Origin of the sequence: Micromonospora sonneratiae, assembly GCF_042679305.1 — a bacterium.
GTDB classification, from domain to species: domain Bacteria; phylum Actinomycetota; class Actinomycetes; order Mycobacteriales; family Micromonosporaceae; genus Micromonospora_H; species Micromonospora_H sonneratiae.
In genome coordinates this window covers 58,123-76,889 of record NZ_JBHTMP010000010.1, presented here as the reverse complement: position 1 = coordinate 76,889, position 18,767 = coordinate 58,123, and the positions used below count along the sequence as shown (strand labels likewise).

15 protein-coding genes, 1 tRNA gene and 1 pseudogene are annotated in these 18,767 nt (G+C 68.0%); 7 read left to right on the top strand and 10 right to left on the bottom strand.

Annotated elements, in window-relative coordinates; translation table 11 throughout:
• Positions 1 to 236: 236 nt before the first annotated feature.
• From ACFQ4H_RS08945 to ACFQ4H_RS08935, 3 genes are all read right to left on the bottom strand, one after another.
• Positions 237 to 968 carry a VOC family protein gene (locus tag ACFQ4H_RS08945; protein ID WP_377569133.1) on the bottom strand — a complete coding sequence of 244 codons (732 nt, stop codon included), beginning with the start codon at positions 966 to 968 and terminating at the stop codon, positions 237 to 239.
• 184 nt (positions 969 to 1,152) lie between these two features.
• Positions 1,153 to 3,339, bottom strand: a complete 2,187-nt coding sequence (locus ACFQ4H_RS08940; RefSeq protein WP_377569131.1) for a (Fe-S)-binding protein — start codon at positions 3,337 to 3,339, stop codon at positions 1,153 to 1,155.
• 294 nt (positions 3,340 to 3,633) lie between these two features.
• The gene (locus ACFQ4H_RS08935) at positions 3,634 to 3,897 is read right to left on the bottom strand and encodes a cell division protein CrgA (protein WP_377569130.1); all 264 of its coding nucleotides are present in this window, start codon (positions 3,895 to 3,897) and stop codon (positions 3,634 to 3,636) included.
• A 264-nt stretch (positions 3,898 to 4,161) separates the two neighbouring features.
• Here ACFQ4H_RS08935 and ACFQ4H_RS08930 point away from each other — a divergent pair, with 264 nt between their 5' ends.
• The 4 genes and pseudogenes from ACFQ4H_RS08930 to ACFQ4H_RS08915 all read left to right on the top strand — a co-directional run bounded on the left by ACFQ4H_RS08930 (position 4,162) and on the right by ACFQ4H_RS08915 (position 7,146).
• Positions 4,162 to 4,968, top strand: a complete 807-nt coding sequence (locus ACFQ4H_RS08930) for a DUF881 domain-containing protein (protein WP_377569128.1) — start codon at positions 4,162 to 4,164, stop codon at positions 4,966 to 4,968.
• A 266-nt stretch (positions 4,969 to 5,234) separates the two neighbouring features.
• Positions 5,235 to 6,191, top strand: a pseudogene (locus tag ACFQ4H_RS08925) (class E sortase); the annotation flags it as partial.
• A gap of 6 nt (positions 6,192 to 6,197) precedes the next feature.
• Entirely contained in the window at positions 6,198 to 6,491 is a 294-nt protein-coding gene (locus ACFQ4H_RS08920; protein ID WP_377569125.1) for a hypothetical protein, read from the top strand.
• 4 nt (positions 6,492 to 6,495) lie between these two features.
• The gene (locus ACFQ4H_RS08915; RefSeq protein ID WP_377569124.1) at positions 6,496 to 7,146 is read left to right on the top strand and encodes an aminodeoxychorismate/anthranilate synthase component II; all 651 of its coding nucleotides are present in this window, start codon (positions 6,496 to 6,498) and stop codon (positions 7,144 to 7,146) included.
• 95 nt (positions 7,147 to 7,241) lie between these two features.
• Here the strand turns inward: ACFQ4H_RS08915 and pknB are convergent, their stop codons facing one another.
• The 7 genes from pknB to ACFQ4H_RS08880 all read right to left on the bottom strand — a co-directional run bounded on the left by pknB (position 7,242) and on the right by ACFQ4H_RS08880 (position 16,202).
• Positions 7,242 to 8,957: a Stk1 family PASTA domain-containing Ser/Thr kinase gene (gene pknB / locus ACFQ4H_RS08910; protein ID WP_377569122.1), complete on the bottom strand. Its 1,716-nt coding sequence runs from the start codon at positions 8,955 to 8,957 to the stop codon at positions 7,242 to 7,244.
• A 19-nt stretch (positions 8,958 to 8,976) separates the two neighbouring features.
• Positions 8,977 to 10,470 carry a serine/threonine-protein kinase gene (locus tag ACFQ4H_RS08905; RefSeq protein ID WP_377569120.1) on the bottom strand — a complete coding sequence of 498 codons (1,494 nt, stop codon included), beginning with the start codon at positions 10,468 to 10,470 and terminating at the stop codon, positions 8,977 to 8,979.
• Position 10,471: 1 nt separating this feature from the next.
• On the bottom strand, positions 10,472 to 11,974 hold the full coding sequence (locus ACFQ4H_RS08900) for a peptidoglycan D,D-transpeptidase FtsI family protein (RefSeq protein WP_377569118.1): 1,503 nt from the start codon (positions 11,972 to 11,974) through the stop codon (positions 10,472 to 10,474).
• The gene (locus ACFQ4H_RS08895; RefSeq protein ID WP_377569275.1) at positions 11,971 to 13,419 is read right to left on the bottom strand and encodes an FtsW/RodA/SpoVE family cell cycle protein; all 1,449 of its coding nucleotides are present in this window, start codon (positions 13,417 to 13,419) and stop codon (positions 11,971 to 11,973) included. Before ACFQ4H_RS08895 ends, ACFQ4H_RS08900 begins: the two co-directional genes overlap by 4 nt.
• 79 nt (positions 13,420 to 13,498) lie before the next feature.
• A complete protein-coding gene (locus tag ACFQ4H_RS08890) occupies positions 13,499 to 14,929 on the bottom strand; it encodes a BofC C-terminal domain-containing protein (protein WP_377569117.1) in 1,431 nt (476 codons plus the stop codon).
• Complete coding sequence (locus tag ACFQ4H_RS08885; RefSeq protein WP_377569115.1) at positions 14,926 to 15,408, bottom strand: FHA domain-containing protein FhaB/FipA; 483 nt, start codon at positions 15,406 to 15,408, stop codon at positions 14,926 to 14,928. Before ACFQ4H_RS08885 ends, ACFQ4H_RS08890 begins: the two co-directional genes overlap by 4 nt.
• A gap of 5 nt (positions 15,409 to 15,413) precedes the next feature.
• Positions 15,414 to 16,202 carry an FhaA domain-containing protein gene (locus tag ACFQ4H_RS08880; protein WP_377569113.1) on the bottom strand — a complete coding sequence of 263 codons (789 nt, stop codon included), beginning with the start codon at positions 16,200 to 16,202 and terminating at the stop codon, positions 15,414 to 15,416.
• Positions 16,203 to 16,442: 240 nt separating this feature from the next.
• On the opposite strand from ACFQ4H_RS08880, the gene ACFQ4H_RS08875 reads away from it, so the two are divergent.
• The 3 genes from ACFQ4H_RS08875 to ACFQ4H_RS08865 all read left to right on the top strand — a co-directional run bounded on the left by ACFQ4H_RS08875 (position 16,443) and on the right by ACFQ4H_RS08865 (position 18,705).
• Positions 16,443 to 16,528, top strand: a tRNA-Leu gene (locus ACFQ4H_RS08875).
• Between the two features lie 125 nt (positions 16,529 to 16,653).
• Complete coding sequence (locus ACFQ4H_RS08870; RefSeq protein ID WP_377569111.1) at positions 16,654 to 17,727, top strand: NAD-dependent epimerase/dehydratase family protein; 1,074 nt, start codon at positions 16,654 to 16,656, stop codon at positions 17,725 to 17,727.
• 171 nt (positions 17,728 to 17,898) lie between these two features.
• Positions 17,899 to 18,705, top strand: coding sequence for a WecB/TagA/CpsF family glycosyltransferase (locus tag ACFQ4H_RS08865; protein ID WP_377569109.1), 807 nt, complete (start codon positions 17,899 to 17,901; stop codon positions 18,703 to 18,705).
• Positions 18,706 to 18,767 lie beyond the last annotated feature (62 nt).

Genomic DNA, 18,767 nt, shown 5'->3' with positions numbered 1-18,767 from the left:
TAGGGCCGGTCCGCTCCGGCGACCATGGGGGACCCCGCCGTCAGCGGGTGTGGTTTTCCGCACCCATCCGGGCCCGGTACCCGGTCGCACGCTACGTCAGGACCCATCCGGCCCGGTTTATCCGGATCTTGCTGACCGCTTGTCGCTGATCACGCCTGGGCGCAACGCTCCGCTGTCTTAGGTGGCGTGGCCGGCCCGTCAGCACACCCATGATCCGCAGGACCCGGCCTGCCGCGCTAGTGGGACGTCAACACACAGAACTCGTTGCCATCGGGATCGGCCAGCACCACCCAGCCGACCTCACCCTGGCCGATGCCGATTCGGGTCGCCCCGAGGGAGAGCAGCCGGTCGACCTCGGTCTGCTGATCGCTGTCGGCAGATGGAGTGAGGTCGAAGTGCAGTCGCTGCTTGCCCGTATTCGGCATCAGGGGTGGACCGCCCCAGGTGATCTTCGGACCGCCGAACGGCGACCGGATCGCGGTCTCCTGGTCCTGGTCCCAGACCAGCGGCCACCCCAGCGCCGCGCTCCAGAAGTATCCGACCTCCTGGGAACCGTCGCAGGCCAGCGCTCCGATGAATCCACAGTCGGCAAGAAAGTTGTTGCCCGGCTCGATGACGCAGAACTCGTTGCCTTCGGGGTCGGCAAGCACCACATGGCCATCGTCAGGATCTTGGCCGATGTCGATGTGCCGGGCACCAAGTTCCAGCGCCCTGGCCACCGTCTGCTGCTGGCCCTCCAGGGAGGTACTCGTCAGATCGAAGTGCATCCGGTTCTGCCCGACCTTCTGCCGTTGCGTCGGCAGAAAGCGGATCCGGAACCCGGTGTCGTCACTGGGCAGGAGTGCGGCACCGTCCGGATCGTCGATCAGCTGCCAGTCCAGGACCCCGAACCAGAACCGGGCGAGACGTTGAGGTTGGCTCGCGTCGAAGCTGACCGCAAAGAGTTCACAGGTCATTCTGCTGCTCATCTCCGATCGGTTGACCTTCGAGATCGAGACGGCTGTCGCTGCCATTCGGTCCGGTGCGACCACTGCCGACAGGGTGCCAGCGGCCCGCCGACGGAGTCTAGGTCGAGGCAGCGTCACCCGCAGCCGAGTATTCGCCCGAGAACCCTCAGGCCAGCCAGGCTTCGATGTCGACTCGACCCCGGCCCTAGGCGGTGGTGGCCGCCTCGGGCTGGCTCTGCGCCTCGGGCTTGACCGAGCGGAGCAGTACGGTCGCCACGTCGATCACCTCGACCTCTTCGGCGACGCCCTTGCCGGTGACGCCGTCGCTGAGCATCGTGGTGCAGAACGGGCAACCCACCGCGATGGTCTTCGCTCCGGTGGAGAGCGCCTCCTCGACCCGGTCGACGTTGATCCGCTTGCCGATCCGCTCCTCCATCCACATCCGGGCACCGCCGGCACCGCAGCAGAAGGAGCGCTCGCTGTTACGCGGCATCTCGGTCACGCCCTGCGTCGCGCTGTCGAGCACCTCGCGGGGCGGGGAGAAGACCCGGTTGTGCCGACCCAGGTAGCACGGGTCGTGGTAGGTGACGCCGCCGTCGATCGGCTGGACCGGGGTGAGTTTGCCGGTGGCGACCAGGTGGGCCAGCAACTGGGTGTGGTGTACGACCTCGAAGTGGCCGCCGACCTGGCCGTACTCGTTGCCCAGCGTGTTGAAGCAGTGCGGGCAGGTAGCGACGATCTTGCGCTTGGCCGGTTCACGGTCGCCGAACGCCTCGTTGAGGGTCTCCACGTTCTGCTGGGCCAGCATCTGGAAGACGAACTCGTTGCCGAGTCGCCGGGCCGGGTCACCGGTGCAGGTCTCGCCCTCACCGAGGATGGCGAAGTCGACTCCGGCCTCGTGCAGCAGAGTGGCCACCGCCCGGGTGGTCTTCTTCGCCCGGTCCTCGAAGGCCCCGGCGCAGCCGACCCAGAAGAGGTACTCGAAGTCCTCGACCTCGCCGACCCGGGGCACCTCGAAGTCCAGCCCCTTGGTCCAGTCCTCCCGGGTGTTGGGCGGCGCGCCCCACGGGTTGCCCTTGTTCTCCAGGTTGCGCAGCATCACGCCGGCCTCGGACGGGAAGCTCGACTCGATCAGCACCTGGTAGCGACGCATGTCGACGATGTGGTCGATGTGCTCGATGTCGACCGGGCACTGCTCGACGCAGGCACCACAGGTGGTGCAGGACCAGAGCACGTCCGGGTCGATGATGCCGCCCTCCTCGGCCCCACCGATCAGCGGTCGGTCGGCCTCGGCTAGGGCGAGTACGTCCACGTGGGCGAGTTGGGCGGCGGTGGCCTTCTCCTCGCCGGTGAGGTCCTTGCCGCCCCCGGCCAGGAGGTAGGGGGCCTTGGCGTACGCGTGGTCGCGCAGCGACAGCACCAGCAGCTTCGGCGAGAGCGGCTTGCCGGTGTTCCAGGCGGGGCACTGCGACTGGCACCGGCCGCACTCGGTGCAGGTGGTGAAGTCGAGCAGGCCCTTCCAGGTGAACTGCTCGACCTGGGCGACGCCGAACTGGTCCTTCTCCGGGTCGGCCTCCTCGAAGTCGAGCGGCTTGCCGTCGCTCATCATCGGCCGGAGGGCGCCGAGGCCGGAGCCGGGTTGGCCCGGGTTGCGCTTGAAGAAGATGTTGGGGAAGGCGGAGAACCGGTGCCAGGCGACGCCCATCGTCACGTTCAGCGCGATGACGATCAGCCAGGTCATCGAGATGCAGATCTTGATGAGGGCGGCGACGCTGATCCCGCCCTCCCAGGCCGGCAGCACCGCGCCGACGGCGTGGCTGACCGGGGTGGCCCAGAGCGGGTACTCGAAGTGGTCGGTCGCGACCTTGAAGCCCCGGATCACGAAACCGAAGACCAGTACGGCCAGCACCACGGCCTCGACGAAGTAGCCCTGCCACATGGTCGACCCGGTGAAGCGTGACCGCCGGTTGGGGTTGGCCGGCCGGTTGGCCAGGCGGATCCCGATCAGCACCAGAATGCCGACTGTGCCCAGCACCCCGATGATCTCGGTGACCAGCCCGAAGACGACCCAGTGGCCGATCAGCGGCAGTCCGGCGGTCGGGCTGACCACCTCGAAGTACGCCTCGAGCACCAGCGTGGACAGCACGATGAAGCCGATCATCACGAACCAGTGCGCCGCGCCGACGACGCTCCACCGCAGCATCCGGGTGTGACCGACGGTCTCGGTCAGCATCGTCTTCGTCCGGGTGCCCTTGTCGTTGAAGCGCTCCGGGTCGGGCTGGCCCTGACGGACGACCGCCACCATACGCAGGACGGCCCGCACCGCCAGCCACACCGCGACTGCGGTGATGGCGGCCGCGAGGACCGTGGTGACAATCTGTAGGCTGCCCATGCGTTGGCCTCCCGATCTGCGGGGCGAGCGGCTGGGTGACCGGCGGCACCGGTCGTTGGGTGCAGCCTACGCGCTAGGTTACCGATCAGTAACGTGACTAACGTCGCAGCTACGTCACACTGCCCCTCGAACAGCCTTGGTTGCGTCGAACATAGCCCTGAGCACCGGCTCTGCGGTCACGTCGCCGAGCCGGTACGGGCTAGATCAGTTTTGACATCCCGCGAAGCCGCTGTCAACGTCGGCGGGTCGGTCGACGACCCCGACGGACGGGTCGGACGACGCCGGAGGAACGGGTCAACGCCAGCGGGACAGCAGGATCAGCGATGCGACCATCGCTCCGAATCCGACGGCGAGGTTCCAGTACTGCCAGGTCGCGACCGGGTAGGCGGTCTCGGACAGGTAATAGACCACCAGCCAGCCGATGCCGAAGACGATCAACGAGACGGCGGCGATCGGCACCCAGATGGGGCTAGGCTTACGCGTTGCCGCAGTCGCCGTCGGGCGGACATCCGTCGGCGGGGTGTACACCTTCTTCTTACGGACCTGAGACTTGGGCACGACGCTCTCCTGCGGGGGGTGGCATTCCTCGTCCGGCCTGACAACCGGGCGCGGGGCGACGGTCCATGGCCAATAATGTTCGACAGCTAGCGTAGTCGCGACAGACCGATCAGGCCATGAATAGCGCCACCCGAGTGCGTACGGTGAGCAGAATAGGCGTCACGATTACAGCACGGCGGGCTGATAAAACGCCCATATCGGACCAATAGCGGCTAAGCACTCGTGATGTCCAGGGGCTCAGCAGCCTCAGGCGAAGGAGGGTCGGTGGAGTACACGTCCGGCGCGGCATCCTGGCGCAAGGTTCTGCGGCGGGCTGCCGTCGGCCTGCTGCCCCGACGGCCCGGGCAACGCCGTTCCGGCTGGTCCATCGGCGTACCGGTGATCGCCCTCGCCGCCGGGCTCCTCTTCACCACTACGGCGACCAGCGCCGGCGGTACCTCGTTGCGTGAGGACCGTCGGCCACAGCTCGCTCAACTGATCCAGAACCGCCACGACCAGTTGGCCGCCAGCGAGGCACGGGCCGCCGAACTACGCGCCCAGGTCGAGAGCGAGACCGAGGCACTGGCCGGCTCCGACGCGCCCATCGCCGCCCAGCGTGACCGGGCCGCGGTCAACCGGCAGAAGGCTGGCCTCACCGCGCTGACCGGGCCGGGCATCACCGTCGAGCTCAACGACGCCCCACGACAGGGCGACAACACGCTGCCGGAAGGCGCCACCAACGACGACCTCGTCGTCCACCAGAGCGACGTACAGGCGGTCGTCAACGCCCTCTGGGCCGGTGGCGCCGAGGCCATGTCAATCATGAACGTCCGCGTACTCACCACCAGCGCGGTACGCTGCGTGGGCAACACCCTGCTGCTACACGGGCGGGTCTACTCGCCCCCCTTCAAGATCACAGCAATCGGCGACCCCGCTGCCATGCAGCGAGCCCTCGCCGCTTCCCAGGGAGTCCAGTTGTTCCGGGACGCTGTCGAGCACTACCAACTCGGATACCGCGAGACGATCTCCACGGTCAACGTGCCGGCGTTCGACGGGTCGACCGGTCTGCGCTCCGCCAAGGTACCCAGGTGAGGCCGATGAGGGACGAACCGCCAGCGGACCGGGGCAGAGGTCACCACGGCTTTCCCACCGACGAACCGACCGCCCAGATCCCTCGGGTCCAGTCCGCGCGCCCCACGCCCCCCGATCACCCACGGGGACCTGAGCCCAGGTCGGGACAGTCGGGGCAGCCACAGCACTGGTCGACCGGTGAACCACCGCGCCGGCCAACTGCGGACTCGCCACGTCGCCAGGCCAGGGAGGTGGGTCCGCAACCGAGGCACGCGGGACGCCCCGACACCTCGCCGGCTGCCGCGCCTACCGAGATCTTCACCCAGATCATTCCAGCTGTCCGGAACGACCGTGACGAGTCGACCGCGCTGATCCCGGCCGTACCAGCCGGAAAGCCGGCCACCGACGACGCCTCGGCCACCACTCCGCGTCGACGTCGACGCGAAGAACCGACGCCAGCCGATCCCGCCGCACGCCCCCGACGCGGCGAACGCGTGGTCAAGCTTCGTCCGGAGCGGACCGACGAGGGCTACAAGAGCGTCTACTCCGAGCTGACCCGCCCGACGATCGGTTCCCGGATCCGGTCCGGTATCCGGGTCAGCGGCGAACTGATGATCACCTTCGGTCTCGTCGTACTGCTCTTCGCCGGATACGAGGTCTGGGGCAAGTCGGCTGCGGTCAGCGCCCACCAGGACGATCTGGGCCAGCAACTGGCACAGGAGTGGGGCGGGGAGACCGATCCGACGGTGGGTCCGACGCCCACCGCCAGCACCTCCCCCAAGCCCCCGGTGACCGGCAAGCCGATGGCCGGGCTCTACATCCCCAAGCTCGAAAAGAACTGGATCGTGGTGGAGGGGGTCACGCAGAAGGACATCCGGTACGCCCCGGGCCACTACCCGGACAGTGCCCTGCCCGGCCAGGTGGGCAACTTCTCGGTAGCTGGCCACCGGAACCGGGCCACCTTCTGGCGACTCGACGAACTGCACAAGGGTGACGTGATCGTCGCGGAGTCAAAGAGCAACTGGTACATCTACCACGTCTCACAGTCACGGATCGTCAAGCCGCACCAGGTCGAGGTGGTCGCACCGGTGCCGGGCAAGCCTCGCACCAAGCCCACCAAGGCCATGTTGACGCTGACCACCTGCAACCCGAAGTTCGACAACTACGAGCGTCTGATCATCCATGCCGAACTCGTCCGTACCATGCCGAAGTCGGCCGGCCGGCCGGCCGAGCTAGGGGGCTGACCGACGATGTACGGCTGGATCTGGCGACGCCTGCCTTTCGGGCTGCCCGGCAAGCTGGCCGGATCGGTGCTGATCGCTACCGCGCTGGTGGCTCTGCTGTGGTACGTGGTCTTCCCGTGGGCCGAGCCGCTGTTGCCCTTCGACGACGTGCAGGTGACCCAGCAGGACGGTGGTCCAGGTGGCGGCCCGGACGGGGGAACCGCCCCCGGTAACGGTGACGACCATGGTGGCGACGACCACGACCTGCCGTACGACACCGACCAGAACAATGCCCCGCCCCCTAGTACGCCGAACAGGTGAACCGATGCGCGTCCTGGTGATCGACAACTACGACTCGTTCGTGTTCAACCTCGTGCAGTACCTGGGTCAACTCGGTGCCGAGTGTGACGTACGGCGGAACGACGAGATCGACCCTGCCGAGATCGACCGGCTGGAGGTGGCCGGTGTGCTGCTCTCCCCCGGTCCGGGTACGCCCGAACGCGCCGGCATCTGCCTCGACGTGATCCGGGAGTACGGCGGTCGGCTACCGATCTTCGGCGTCTGCCTCGGCCACCAGGCCATCGGTGCCGCCTTCGGTGGCACCGTCACCCGGGCACCCGAGCTGCTGCACGGCAAGACGTCCGAGGTCTGGCACAAGGGTGGCGGGGTGCTGGCCGGCCTGCCCGATCCGTTCACCGCGACCCGGTACCACTCGCTGGCCGTACTGCCGGAGACCCTGCCGGACGAGTTGGAGGTCACCGGCTGGACCGAGTCCGGCGTGGTGATGGCGATCCGTCACCGTACGCTGCCGATCGAGGGGGTGCAGTTCCATCCCGAGTCGGTGTTGAGCGAGGGCGGTCATCTCATGCTGGCCAACTGGCTGGCCAGTTGTGGCCTACCGTCGGCGTTGGACCGGGCACCCGCCCTGGCCGCCGAGGTGGACGCCCGACGGCGGGCCGCCTTCGCGGCCGGCTGATCAGGCCAGCCAGCCTCTGAAGGATCGTTGAGGGTCGGACCCTCCCGGGCCAGCCCGCTCGGCCTACGGAGCGGACTGACAGCCACCGGCCCGGCTCAGCCGGACGGTGGAGTAGTGGGCGAACCGCTCGGTTCCTGAGTCGGCTGGGCCTCCTTGGCAACGATGATCGTGACCGTGCTGTTGGCCCGTCGCTTCTGGTCGGCGTTCGGGTTCTGGTCGATCACCGTTCCCGGCGTCGCGGAGGAGTTCTTGTATTCGACGTTGACCCTGAACCCGGCCCGCACCAGCGCGTCCCTGGCCTCCTGCTCGGTCATGTCCTCCACGTCCGGCACCGTCCTGAGGTTGCCCTTGGAGACCTCGACGGTGACCTCCGTGCCCTCGGCCACCATCTTGCCTGGTTCCGGGGAAATCTTGATCACGGTATTTTCGGGCTTGTCGCTCTCCACGTCCTTGCGGTTGACCACCAGCTTGCGGTCTTCCAGTTGGCGCTTGACGTACTCGAAAGGCCCATCGACCAGGCCGGTCGGGATCTCCACCTGGGGTGCGCCACCGCAGGCGTGGATGGTGACCTGGGACTGCGCGTCGACCTCGCGGCCCGCCTCCGGGTCCTGCCGGGTGATCTCGCCGGTCTTGCAGGTGGCGTTGAAGTCCGCCTCGCCGACCTTGTACGTGAGGTTCGCCTTCTCCAGTTCGGTGACTGCCTCGGCCTGGCTCTTGCCCACGACGGTGGGCACCTGAACCGCCTTCTCGCCCTGCTGGGAGAGCACGATGCCGGCAACCAGCGCGATCACCGCCAGCACACCGAGGCCGCTGAGCGTAGCCAGCACCCAGGCCGAGGTACGCCGTCGGTTGTTGACGACCCGGGCCGGGGCCGGACGGGCACCGGCGCCAGCCGCCGGACGGGACGCGGACGGCTGCATCGGAACCGTCTCGTCCTGACGGAGGACCGGGGTGGCCATCACCGGCCGGCCGGCCGCCGCCCGCAGCAGGTCGGCCCGCATCTCTGCGGCGCTCTGGTAGCGGTTGAGCGGGTTCTTCGACAGTGCCTTGAGGATGATCGCGTCGATCGCCGGGGTGACGTCCGGGTTGATGTCGCTGGGCGTCGGCGGGTCTTCCCGTACGTGCTGGTAGGCGACGCTGACCGGGCTGTCACCGACGAACGGCGGATGACCACAGAGAAGTTCGAAGACCACACAACCGGCCGCGTAGACGTCCGAACGGGCGTCCACCGCCTCGCCGCGTGCCTGCTCGGGCGACAGGTACTGGGCCGTACCGATGACCGCGCTGGTCTGGGTCATCGTCGTCGCACCGCTGGCCAGCGCCCGGGCGATGCCGAAGTCCATGACCTTGACCTGGCCGGTGAGGGTGAGCATCACGTTGCCGGGCTTGATGTCCCGGTGGATGATCCCGTGTCGGTGGCTGAACTCCAGCGCCGCGCAGATGTCGGCGGTGATCTCCATCGCCCGGCGCGGCATCAACCGGCCTTCGGCCGCCAGCACCTCCTTGAGGGTCCGGCCGTTGACGAACTCCATGACGATGAACGGCAGGGTCTCGCCGGTGGGGGCGATCTCCTCGCCGGTGTCGTAGACAGCGACGATCGCCGGGTGGTTGAGCGAAGCGGCGTTCTGCGCCTCACGACGGAACCGCATCTGGAAGGTGGCGTCCCGAGCCAGGTCGGTGCGCAGCATCTTGATCGCGACGTCCCGGCCCAGCCGGAGGTCACGACCCCGGTGCACCTCGGCCATGCCACCGTAGCCGAGCAGCTCGCCGACCTGATACCTGCCACCCAGCAGGCGGGCCTGCCCAGTCATCTCGTCGTTCGTCCTTCGCTCATCTGGTCACCCCGCCGGCCTGCACGGTGCGCTCCACCTGACGGTACGGCCCAACCCGCGAATCGTCGCCTTCGCTCCCAGTCTGCAACCTAGCTGTCACCGTTGACGGCGCTCGGAAGCTTTGATCCTGTGCATTGCTGTCGAGCGACATCCGATAGGAAATCATGCCCGCGCAGACCATCACCAGCACGCCCAACGCAATTACGAGGACGATCACCAACGGGCGATTCGCGAACCCGCCCGGTTCCGGGGAACTCGCTGCCAGCGGTGCCGCGTATCCCGGACCGGCCGCCTGCCGGGGCGGCGCGGACGGCACCGCCGCCGCGCCACGCGAGTAGCTACCGCCGGCAACCGGACTGGCCGGAGAATGCGCCATGCCCGGCGCGGATGCCGGCGGCCGGGGCGGGATCCCCGGCGGAGCCGACATCGGCGGCACAGCCCGGACCGGCGGCCTCGGCGGGATGGCCCGCCCCTGGGTCGGCAAGCCCATCGGGGAACCCGGAGTGCCCGCTCCCGGCCGGCCGGGCGGCGAGCTGACCGGCGGTGCTCCTGGACCGACCCGCCCCGGTTGCGCTGGCGGAACACCCACCGGACCGGGCCGGGCCGGTGTGCCGGGCTGACCGGGGCGCGGCTGGATGGCCGGCGGACCGGATACGACCACCGGCGCGCTGCCAGGTTTGGCTGCCGCAGCCTGTCGGGCGACCGCAGCCAACGCGGATGCACTCGACCACCGCGCCGCTGGATCCTTTGCCAGTGCCCGTTCGACGATGCCCCGGATGGTCGGGGGAATGTCGCCGGGCAGCGGCCGAGGCGCGTCCCGGACATGCTTCATGGCAATTTCGAGCGGATTGTCACCCTCGAACGGGCGGCGGCCGGCCAGACACTGGTAGGCCACGACACCAAGGGCGTACACGTCGGAAGCCGGTGTCGCGACGGCGCCGGATGCCTGCTCCGGAGAGATGTACGACGCGGTGCCGAGCACCGAACCAGCGGCGGTGAGCTGACCGACCATGTCCGACCGGGCAATGCCGAAGTCGGTGAGCACCAGGGTGCCGTTGGGCCGGACCAGCAGGTTGCCCGGTTTGACGTCGCGGTGCACGATGCCCTTGTCGTGTGCCGCCTGTAGGGCGTCCGCCGCCTGGGCTACCAGTGCCATGGTGCGGGCCGGGGTCAGCCGACCGACCCGACCCAGGGTCCGGGACAGCGCATCGCCCTCGACGTACTCCATGACCAGGAACGCGACCTGCTGGTCGCTGCCGAAGTCGTAGACATCGACCACCCCCGGGTGGTTGATGGTCGCCATCGTGCGGGCCTCGCCCCGGAACCGCTCGGCGAAGCCGGGCTCGTCCAGCAGCGCGGGCAGCAGGCTCTTCACCGCGACGGTACGGCCGAGCACCTGGTCGGTGCCGCGCCACACGTCACCCATGCCACCGCTCGCGATGCGCTCGTCGAGCCGGTATCTGTTGCCGAGCTCGACCCCGGGGCTGAGCATGTCACTTGCCTCCCCGGTCCTGGATCACCGCGCGCATGATCTGCCCGGCGATCCGGGCGGCCTCCGCGCTCCCGCCCTCACCGGCCGACTCCAACATGACCGTCACGGCGGAGATCGGCTTGCCGTCCTTCATCACGAAACCGATGAACCAGCCGTGGTCGTCGGTCTGCTCGCCGGCCTGAGCTGTACCGGTCTTGCCACCGACCGTGTAATTGTTGATCTTGGCGTTCCGGCCGGTGCCGTTCTGGACGACACTGATCATCATCTCCTGCAGGTCGCGGGCGACCGTGTCGCTGACCGACTGACGGAGCTGCTTGGGCGAGGCGGTGTAGTGCCGGGTGGTCCGGTCCGGGCCGAGCAACTGCTGGACCAGGTACGGACGCATCTGCTTGCCGTCGTTGGCCACCGCAGCAGCGATCATGGCTCCTTGCAGCGGAGTCATGCGAACGTTGTTCTGGCCGATCGACGACTGGGCGAGCGCGGCCTTGTCCTCGCTACCGTCCGGGTTCTGCATGGCACCGGTACGGCTGGCCGCCACCGGCAGGCCGCCCTCGTCGAGTCGGCCGCAGGTCATGCCTTCCTGTTCGAAGCCGAACTGCCGGGCCTTTTCCTTGATCTTCGCTGAGCCGAGGGCGACACCGAGCTGGGCGAACCCGGTGTTGCACGATTCGGTGAGGGCGTCGATCAGCGTCACCTGTGACTCTGGGCAGATGGAGGGCGCGGCGTTGCGAATGTCCGTACCGGCGGTCGGGGCCCGGTAGACCGGACCGGCCGGGATCGGCCGGTCCTTCGTGTAGCCGTTCTCCAACGCCGCCGCGGCGACGACCACCTTGAAGGTCGAGCCGGGCGGCAGTACCTCGGACAGCGCCCGGTTCTTGAGCGGGCCGTTCCGGTCAGCCTCCAGCTTCCGGTACGCGGCCTCCGCTTCGTCGCTGTTGTGACTGGTCAGGGGGTTCGGGTCGAAGCTGGGCATGGAGACCAGGGCCTGGATGGCACCGGTGGCCGGGTCGATCGCCACCGCCGCTCCCCGGGTGGCACCGACCTTGTTGTTGGCCAGTTCGGTGAACGCCTTCTCCTGCGCCGTACGGGACAGGCTGAGCAGCACGTTTCCGCCGGCGGTCTGTTCGCCGGTGAACATGTCCTCGATCCGGTCGCCGAAGAGCTGGACGCTGTTGCCGGCAAGGAAGTCGTTCTCGCTCCGCTCGATGCCGACCGCCGCGAGGTTGACCGGCTGGTAGCCCAGCACGTGGGCGTAGATCTCACCCTTCGGGTAGGTGCGCAGGAACTTCAGCTTTCCGCTGGTCTCCTTGCTCACCGCCACGGCCGTACCGCCGGCCTCGATGTTGCCGCGTTTGCGGTCGTACTCGGCGACCTGGACCCGGCCGTTGTAGTCGCTGTTGCGGTACTCGTCGGCCTTGTAGCCCTGAACCCAGTTGAGGTTGGCGAAGAGCAGGCCGAACAAGATCATGACAACCACGCCGACCCGGCGTAGCGGCGCGTTCACGGTCGAATCACCTCCGTCGGAGCGCCGTGCAACTGTTCCGGCACCCCACTCGGCCGCCCACCACCAGGTCGGGCTTCCGCACCCGCGACCGGCCGCCGGGCCGCATCGGACACCCGTAGAAGAAACGCTATGAGCAGCCAGTTGGCCATCAGTGAGGAACCACCGGCGGACATGAACGGCGTGGTCTGGCCGGTGAGCGGGATGAGCTTGCTGATGCCGCCGACGATCACGAAGACCTGCAACCCGAGGGTGAAGGCCAGACCACCGGCCAGCAGCTTGCCGAAGGAGTCCCGTACGGCGATTGCCGCCCGCAGCCCGCGCTCGACGATCAGCAGGTAGATCACCAGCAGGGCGGAGAGGCCGAAGAGCCCGAGTTCCTCACCGATTCCGGCAAAGATGAAGTCGTTCTGTACCTCGGGCACCTCAAGCGGCTGGCCACCGCCCGGGCCCGTGCCGAAGAGGCCACCCGTACCGAGGCCGAGCAGCCCCTGCACGAGTTGGTAGCCCTTCTCGTACGGGTCCTCGAACGGGTTGAGCCAGATTTCCGCCCGTACGTAGAAGTTGGCGAACGGGCTGCCCGGGAAGGCACCCCCGAGGAAGTACGCCAGGAACGCGCCACCGAAGAAGAGCACCAGACCGATGAGCAACCAGCTCACCCGTTCGGTGGCGATGTAGAGGGTGACCACGAACATGCCGAAGTAGAGCAGCGAGGTGCCCAGGTCCTTCTCGAAGACGAGCACCATCACGCTGATCAGCCAGACCACCACGACCGGGCCGAGGTCACGGCCACGCGGGAAGTCGATGCCGAGAAACCGGCGGCTGGCCAGCGACAGGACCTCGCGCTTGCGGACCAGGTAGTAGGCGAAGAAGACCAGCAGGGCGAGCTTGGCGAACTCGCCCGGCTGGATGGAGAAGCCGCCGATCAGGATCCACAGCTTCGCGCCGTTGATCTCGGAGTAGGCCCGGGGCAGCACCGCCGGGATCATCACCAGGACGATGCCGGCCAGGCCCAGGGTGTACGCGTAGCGGGAAACGGACCGGTGGTCCCGGATCACGATCAGCAGTACGGCGGCGAGGACCACCGCCACCAGGCTCCACACCAACTGCATTCCGCCGGTCCCGGCGAAGATCGGGAGGTTGATGCGATCGTCCGGGTCGGCCTTGGCCAGGTCGATCCGGCGCAGGAAGCCCACGCCCAATCCGTTGAGCAGGGCGACCGCCGGCACCAGCACCGGATCGGCGTACGGGGCCAGGAAGCGGTTCACCAGATGGAGGCCGAGGAACATCACGGTCAGCAGTGCGGTCGGCACCCAGAAGTCGGCCGTCACCGTGTCGAAGAGGTTGGCCTCGACCGTGGCCGAGTACGTCGCCACCAACGCCATGGCCAGCAGCAGCAGGGCCAGTTCAGCGTTTCGCCTGGACCTGGGCAGCCGGACGCGAGGCATCTCGCCCGTACGTGCGGGCGACGCCACCGAGCCAGCTGGAGCGGTCACAGTCGATACCTCGGATCGTTCGAGCTAATGCTCACTCCGGCGACCGGCATCCCGCAGGGTCGGTAACCGGCGGGACGGTGTCGGAGGGCATGGCTTCTGGTGTGTTCTCCGGAGCGGGACTCGCGCTTCGGCTGGCCTCCAGGGTCGGGGTCGCGGTGGTACCGGCGGCCGGCGAGCGGCTGCCCGGGGTGCCGGTGGGCTGGCTGGGAGCCGGCGTGTCACTCGGCGGGCAGATCGGCTTGAGGTTCGGGTTGCTCGGATCGTCGTTGGTCAACGCGGCCAGCCGCCGTTCGGCGTCGGGCCGGCTGTCAGCCTGGATGCCCTGCTTGACCTGTTCCTGCGCGGCGGCGGTCAGGTCGTCGAGCTTGGCCTCGCTGGTGGAAGCCACGGTGGACAGGTCCAGCCCGGCGATCTGGCCGGGTACGCCGCGGAAGACAGCGAGCTGTCCTTCCTCGGTCGCGCCCACGTAGTACTGCTGCTGGGTGTAGGCCCAGCCGGCCCAGAGTCCGCCACCGATGATGCCGAGCAGGACGACCAGGACGACCGCGGTACGTAACGGACGTCGACGGGGACGATCGGGTTCGTCGTCACCGTTGGCCGGGTCGTCTTCCGGCTCCGGACTCGCCGGCCTGGGCGCGGAGAGTGCGGAGGCCCGGGCGGCCGGGGTCGAGTCGTCGGCCGAGGTCGCCATGCCGCGATCCCGGGCCGCCGCGCCGCCCACGATCGGTGCTGCCTCGACGATGTCCTGGTCGGTGGCGTCGGCGACGACGACGGTGATGTTGTCCGGGCCGCCGCCACGCAGCGCGAGCTGTACCAGCCGCTCGACGCACTGCCTCGGGTCGTGGTATTCGCGCAGGGTGTCCGCGATGGTCTCCGCGCTGACCACGCCGGAGAGTCCGTCGCTACAGATCAGGTAACGGTCGCTGCGTCGTACCTGACGGACGGAGTACTCGGGGTCGATGTCACGACCGTCGAGCGCCCGGGTCAACAGCGACCGTTGCGGATGGCTGCTGGCCTCCTCGAGGCTGATCCGGCCCTCGTCGACGAGCATTTGGACGTAGGTGTCGTCCTTGGTGATCTGGGCGAACTCACCGTCGCGCAACAGGTACGCGCGGGAGTCACCGACGTGCACCATGCCGATCTTGCTGCCGGAGAACAGGATCGCCGTCAGGGTGGTGCCCATGCCCTCTAGCTGAGGGTTGGCATCCACGGTGTCCCGTAGTTGTTGGTTGGCGGTGTCGACGGCGGACCGTAACGCGTCGACGAGGGCGTCACCTGGGACGTCCTCGTCGAGCGGGGCCATCGCACCGATGACGATGTTGCTGGCGACGTCACCGGCGGCCATGCCGCCCATGCCGTCGGCAACGGCGAGAAGCCGCGGCCCGGCGTAGACGGAATCTTGGTTACCGTCTCGGATCAGACCGCGGTCGCTGTGGGCCGCATAGCGCAGGGTCAGAGTCATGGCCGTAACTCGAGAGAAGTGCGGCCGATCCGAATCGGCACGCCGAGGGGGACGGGGGTTGGTCCGGTGACCTTAGCGCGATCCAGATAGGTGCCGTTAGTCGAGCCGAGATCTTCCACGAACCACTGCCCGGCGCGGGGAACCAGCCGCGCATGTCGGGCCGAGGCATAGTCGTCGGTGATGACCAGGGTGGAATCCTCTGCCCGACCGATAGTGATCTGCGCTTCGCCGAGCGTGATCCGGGTGCCGGCCAGTTGGCCAGCGGTGACGACGAGCTGACGTGCCGCCCGCCCCTTCTTCACCTTCGCCGGCTTCCCGTGCACCAGCGACACCCCGACTCCCCGGGGGGCGGCGACGAGGCGGCTGGATCTGGCCCCGGCGAAGAGATCCCGCCGGATCACGCCGACCACGGTGAATACGAAGATCCACAGCAGGATGATGAACCCGAACCGCGCGACGGTGATGACGAAAGGGTGCAAGGTGGTTAGCCGTCCACTCGGAACGTGAGAGTGGTCGTCCCGAGCTGGATCATGTCACCGGGGTTGAGCGCCACGGCCGAAACACGCTGGCCGTTGACCATGGTGCCGTTGGTTGACCCCAGATCGGTGAGTACGACCTGGGCGCCGTCGAAGTCGAGCCGGGCGTGTCGCCGTGAGATGCCGACGTCGGGCAGGCGGAGGTTGGCCTGATCGCCACGGCCGATCACGGTCGAGCCCATCTGGAGGGGGTAGGTCCGACCGTCTCCGGAGACCAGTCGGATGTTGCGACCACCGACGTGTCCCGGGGGCGGACCGTAGCCGCCGCCCTGGTCGTAGTGCGGGTAGCCGCCCGGGGCGGGGGCGTCGTAGGGGGACGGCGCCGGCGCGACCTCGCCGCCGGTGTAGACCTCGGCGGTGACCCGGAACATGCCGGTGTCGAGCCCGTCGCCCCGCTCGATCTCGACGATCACGTCGCCGTAGACCGTCCACGCCTGCTCACCGATGAACTCGGCCTGCGACTGCGCCAGCTCCTGGGCCAGCGCCGCTGCGTACGGCGCCAACCGACTGTGGTCGTACGGCGACAGGTCGATCACGTAGCGGTTGGGTACGAGAGTGCGCCCGCCGGCCAGGATAGCCTTGTGCGCCTCTGCCTCCCGCTGCATCGCGTTGAGGATCTCGACGGGGTGGACAACACCCTTGAACACCTTTGCGAAGGCCCCCTCAACCAGGCCTTCCAGACGCTTCTCGAAGCGTTGCAGCACGCTCACCGGCTCCTCCTCGGGTCCCGAGGACATGATGGTATCCGGCCGTCGCCCGTGCAGCTCGCACGCCGCTCGACCGCCCTACTGCCGACCCGTCCTTGCGGGCCGAAATCGTCGTGCTAATGTTCCTCCCGCCGCAAGTGATAGCCACTCGCGGCGGCAGTAGGGTACAGCGTAATATGTTCCCGCACCCGCCGTTGGGCAGGTTCAGGACACAAGTTTAGATATACCCATGCTCGACATGGGCTGGTGGGCTTCACCATGTGAAGACATGGGGAAGTGGCGGAATGGCAGACGCGCACGGTTCAGGTCCGTGTGCCCGAAAGGGCGTGGGGGTTCAACTCCCCCCTTCCCCACCAAGATCGAAGGGCTCCTGCGGAAACGCGGAGCCCTTCCTTCTTTCGAGGTCTTCCTACGTTCCAGGACTCCCTGACCGTCGCGCTATGCTCCGATAGTTTCCGGCCCGAAACCCATGGAGTGGCGTGTGAGTGTCGCGTTGGTGACCGGATCTGGCGGTCTGATCGGTTCCGAGGCGGTTCGGCACTTCGCCGGACTCGGCCTCGACGTGGTGGGCATCGACAACGACATGCGCCGGGAGTTCTTCGGTGCCGAGGCGTCCACCGCCTGGAACGTGCTCCGGCTGACCAGCGAGCTCGGCGGGGCGTACACCCATCGGGACGTGGACATCCGCGACCGGGACGCGCTGGCGGAGATCTTCCGGCACTACGGCCGCGACATCGCTGTGGTCATCCACACAGCCGCCCAGCCGTCGCACGACTGGGCCGTACGCGACCCGTTCACCGACTTCGACGTGAACGCGGGCGGCACCCTCAACGTCCTGCAGAACGTCCGTGAGCACTGCCCCGAGGTACCCGTCATCCACTGCTCGACCAACAAGGTCTACGGCGACCGGCCGAACAGCCTGCCCCTGGTGGAGTTGGACACCCGCTGGGAACTCGAGTCGAGCCATCCGTACTACAACGGCATCAAGGAGGACATGTCGATCGACGCCTGCCTGCACTCGGTCTTCGGTGCCTCGAAGGTGGCCGCGGACGTCATGGTGCAGGAGTACGGGCGCTACTTCGACATGAAGACCGCCTGTTTCCGGGGCGGCACACTGACCGGACCGGCACACTCCGCGACCGAACTGCACGGCTTCCTGGCGTACGTGATGCGCTGCAACATGGAGCGCCGGACCTACAAGATCTTCGGCTACCAGGGCAAGCAGGTACGTGACGCAATCCACAGCTCGGATGTGGTGTCGGCGTTCGAGGCGTTCTTCCGTAACCCGCGCTCGGCGGCGGTCTACAACCTGGGCGGCGGACGGCACTCCAACGTCTCCAACCGGGAGGCGTTCGCGCTGGCCGAGAAGATCACCGGTGTGGAGATGATCACGGAATACCGGGAGGCCAACCGGATCGGCGACCACCAGTGGTGGATCGGGTCCAACGAGGCGTTCCAGCGGGACTACCCGGACTGGAAGCAGATCTACGACGTGCCGATGATCCTCCAGGAGATCTACGAGGCGAACGTCGACAAGTGGGTCCCGCAGGCATGAGCGAGCCCCGCGAGCGAGGAGATGCCGTGAGCGAGCGAACCAGCCAGCTCAGCCAGACAGATCACGGCAACGACGAGCGCAGCGAGGAGATGCCGTGAGCGAGCGGAGCGAGCGAACCAGCCAGCTCAGCAACACAGATCACGGCAACGACGAGCGCAGCGAGGAGATGCCGTGATCTCCCACGGTAAGCGGAACGTGCTGGGCGTCCTGGTCGACGCGGTGGACTACGAGGCCGCTGCCGAGCAGGTCGTGGCCGCTGGGCGTCAGCACCGCCCGTTCGCGCTCACCGCGCTGGCCGTACACGGGGTGATGACCGGTGTGCTGGACCGGGAACACAACGCGCGGCTCAACTCCTTCGACCTGGTCACCCCGGACGGCCAGCCGGTCCGCTGGGCACTCAACCTGCTGCACGGCGTCGGGCTCACCGATCGGGTCTACGGGCCCACGCTGACGCTGCGCGTACTGGCCCGGTTCGCCGAGGAAGGCCTTCCGGTCTACCTGTACGGCTCCACCGACGACACCCTGTCCCGGCTGATCCCGGCCCTGGAGCGGATGTTCCCCGCACTGAAGATCGCTGGTGTGGAGTCCTCGAAGTTCCGGTCGGTACGCCCCGGCGAGGACGCCGAGATCGCGAACCGGATCCGCGCCTCCGGTGCCCGACTGGTCCTGGTCGGGTTGGGTTGCCCCCGACAGGAGATCTTCACCCACGCCATGCGCCCGCTGCTGGACATGCCGATGATGGCGGTCGGTGCCGCCTTCGACTACCACGCCGGCCTGTTGCGCAAGCCGCCGCCGTGGATGCAGCGTGCCGGCCTGGAGTGGCTCTGGCGACTCGGCCTGGAACCGAAGCGGCTCTGGCACCGGTACATCGTGCTGAACCCGGCCTACCTGACCCGGTTGACCGCCCAGAAGACGAAGATCTGGAAGGCAACCCCGCCTCCGCCGGCCACCGAACGCCCGGCCACCTTCGCCGTCTGACCCTGCCCTCTCGCGGAAGGACCCGGTAGGGAGACCCCTACCGGGAAGAGGCCGGCCAGCGG

What these genes read in the sequence shown, in the direction of transcription:
- ACFQ4H_RS08940 (WP_377569131.1), bottom strand. Translation starts at nt 3,339, where the DNA reads ATGGGCAGCCTACAGATTGTCACCACGGTCCTCGCGGCCGCCATCACC.
- pknB (WP_377569122.1), bottom strand. Translation starts at nt 8,957, where the DNA reads ATGACTGGGCAGGCCCGCCTGCTGGGTGGCAGGTATCAGGTCGGCGAG.
- ACFQ4H_RS08890 (WP_377569117.1), bottom strand. Translation starts at nt 14,929, where the DNA reads ATGACTCTGACCCTGCGCTATGCGGCCCACAGCGACCGCGGTCTGATC.
- ACFQ4H_RS08945 (WP_377569133.1), bottom strand. Translation starts at nt 968, where the DNA reads ATGAGCAGCAGAATGACCTGTGAACTCTTTGCGGTCAGCTTCGACGCG.
- ACFQ4H_RS08905 (WP_377569120.1), bottom strand. Translation starts at nt 10,470, where the DNA reads ATGCTCAGCCCCGGGGTCGAGCTCGGCAACAGATACCGGCTCGACGAG.
- ACFQ4H_RS08895 (WP_377569275.1), bottom strand. Translation starts at nt 13,419, where the DNA reads ATGCCTCGCGTCCGGCTGCCCAGGTCCAGGCGAAACGCTGAACTGGCC.
- ACFQ4H_RS08920 (WP_377569125.1), top strand. Translation starts at nt 6,198, where the DNA reads ATGTACGGCTGGATCTGGCGACGCCTGCCTTTCGGGCTGCCCGGCAAG.
- ACFQ4H_RS08915 (WP_377569124.1), top strand. Translation starts at nt 6,496, where the DNA reads ATGCGCGTCCTGGTGATCGACAACTACGACTCGTTCGTGTTCAACCTC.
- ACFQ4H_RS08880 (WP_377569113.1), bottom strand. Translation starts at nt 16,202, where the DNA reads ATGTCCTCGGGACCCGAGGAGGAGCCGGTGAGCGTGCTGCAACGCTTC.